The organism is Streptococcus danieliae (genome assembly GCF_025447695.1).
In the GTDB taxonomy this organism is placed as follows: Bacteria; Bacillota; Bacilli; order Lactobacillales; family Streptococcaceae; genus Streptococcus; species Streptococcus danieliae.
In genome coordinates, this window is sequence record NZ_JAOBSU010000159.1 from 1 (window position 1) to 2,406 (window position 2,406).

Below are 2,406 nucleotides of genomic sequence, written 5' to 3' on the forward strand. Positions count from 1 at the left end.
AATCAAAAACTTCTAGAAACATTGATCTATCAGGGTTTCTAGAAGTTTTTTTAGTTATCTATGAATAATTCGGGTTACAAGTATCTTGAAAGGTGATTCTGGCATTATTTCGAGAAAACGGCTCATTGAACGAGCGACTGAACGTAAACGTGTTAAAGATACAAGTATTGGCAAGCAATTGGCCGAGGAAATTCAGGATTTGGAGTGGTTGTACACTCACTATGAGGACTATTAAGGGAGTAGGACAGAACTAAGCTTCATTGAGTTGACCTTGTCAACTGGCTTTGCCATAGCTCTAGTCCTGTCTGTCACTTGTTTCCTAGACTAGCTTGTTAGAATAAGTTGTGTGGAAGGCTTGCGCTCCACACAACTTTTTTGTCATTTAGAATATAAAAGGTTCCAGAGTTTTGATTGACTCTGGAATCTTTTGGTCTTTTTGGTAATATATGCAGAAAATCTAAAATCGTTGGATTTTGTGGTATACTATAAACACATATGAATAAATATTTATGAGTGTTTCATTAATTTTCAGGGAGGTTGAGATATGAATTGCATCTTGTTTGGTCTAGGTTGTCATGCTCAAAGACTGTATTTGGAGTTTTTGGCAAAAGAAAAGTGGATTGATAAGGTTATCATTGTTGATTCTCTGACGGAAAAAGCACGATTAGAGAGTCTATTATCCAAGACAAGCCTTCAATATGAATTGCTACTCCTTGATCGTTTAATGGGACCTTCAAACATCTTATTCTCAAAATATGAACAGATGTTACAAGAAAAAGTAACTCAGAATGCTATTAAAAAGGCACTGATCTCAACAGATGTCGCTGGTTCTAAACTCTATCTTGATTTCTGTTTAAAAAACGGTATCGATGTGATGTGTGATCGTCCAATCATGGATGAGTACCAAGAAATCTTAGAACAGTTTGAACAGAGTTCAGCAAAAATGTTTGAGATTCAAGCCCCAAAGCGAGCCCACAAAGGTTATCAGAAAATTCGTGAACTGCTCAGTGAAGTTGTTGGAGAGTTTCAGGTTCCAATTACCAAGATAGACATTTCTTATTCTGGTGGAATCTGGAATATGCCCAGTGAAAGCTTTGTGCAAGAAAATGCTCCCTCCAAATATGGCTATGGAAAACTGCTGCACAGTGGCTATCCGTTTTTCGATCTGCTAGCATTTTTTACCGAAATTAACGAAGAGCATGGCTTTTCTTATTCAAAAAGATCTCTCCTGTCAACCGATTACAGACCTAATGATTTTTATCGGTATTTTGGCAAGGTTTTTCATGAAAAAGTGGGTGTTTATGAGAAGGAGGAGCACTATGATAACTTAGAGCTCCTTAAAAACCTTGAAGCAATGGCTATTTCAGCAATTATTGATTATCAAGATCCAGATGAAAATAGTTTAACAAGGGCCCGTCTAGAACTAGCTCAGTCTGGTTTGTTGACGGAGCCTTGGTTTGACCTACCGGAGGATGTCTATCAAGGAGACAGGGAGGTTAGACAGGAATTGCTGGATATATCGGTTGGTCCCTTGATAACCATCAAAGCCTTTGGCTTTCAGGCGTCTGAACGGACAGACAAGAATCAGTTAGGAGGATTTGATAAGTTCCAAATCCGCGTCTTCCGCAATACTGCCATTATAGGTGGTAAACCTGTTGAGGTTTTCGAGTTCGGACAAGCTGAGGCAGCTGAGCTTGACCAGTTAAGGGATTATTTTTTAGATAAGGATTCTTCTTCCAGCATTCGGAAGCAGAAGGAAGCTCTTTCCTTACTAGCTGAGTTACAGCTGAACAGGTCCCAGAGATTTAAACAGGAGAATTTCCGGTTTGCTGTTGAGTTGCTCCTAAACTATAAGGGGGATTATCTGCTTTGTAAGAGAAGCTCAACTGCTAAAATTGCCCCCAATATTTGGAATATTCCCGGAGGCAAGGTCAAATACCATGAGGGAATTGAAGAGGCTCTGATCAGAGAATGCAAGGAAGAAATGAATTTGGATGTGGTTCATTTTCACTATTTAGATTCTATTTTTATCAATAAAGCCCATCAACGAATTGTTTATCTCTATTATGCAGAGGTTGAAGATATCTCTGATTTGGCCATTGACCGAAGCGAATTTGACGATTGGGATTGGATTTCTGCTGCGGATGTCGATTCTTATCAATCCTTAAATCCGCATCTGGTCCAGTGGATTAAGAAACTGGGTTAGTCTATGGGGATGATTTTGCCAAGATAGAAGCTGATACTCTTTCTATTCTTCTTCAAACGTCGTTAGCTTGGACTTGCCTAACTTCAGCTATGCCTGCGTCTTGCTGCCTAGTTTGAATTCAAAATCCCGAATTATTCATAGATAACTAAAAAAACTTCTAGAAACCCTGATAGATCAATGTTTCTAGAAGTTTTTGATTT

At 38.7% G+C, this 2,406-nt stretch carries 2 protein-coding genes; both read left to right on the top strand.

Annotated elements, in window-relative coordinates; translation table 11 throughout:
* Positions 1-85: 85 nt before the first annotated feature.
* Entirely contained in the window at positions 86-235 is a 150-nt protein-coding gene (locus N4310_RS08670; RefSeq protein WP_420832909.1) for a fructose-bisphosphatase class III, read from the top strand.
* A 309-nt stretch (positions 236-544) separates the two neighbouring features.
* Positions 545-2,206, top strand: coding sequence for an NUDIX domain-containing protein (locus N4310_RS08195; RefSeq protein ID WP_262092787.1), 1,662 nt, complete (start codon positions 545-547; stop codon positions 2,204-2,206).
* The last annotated feature ends 200 nt before the right edge of the window (positions 2,207-2,406 follow it).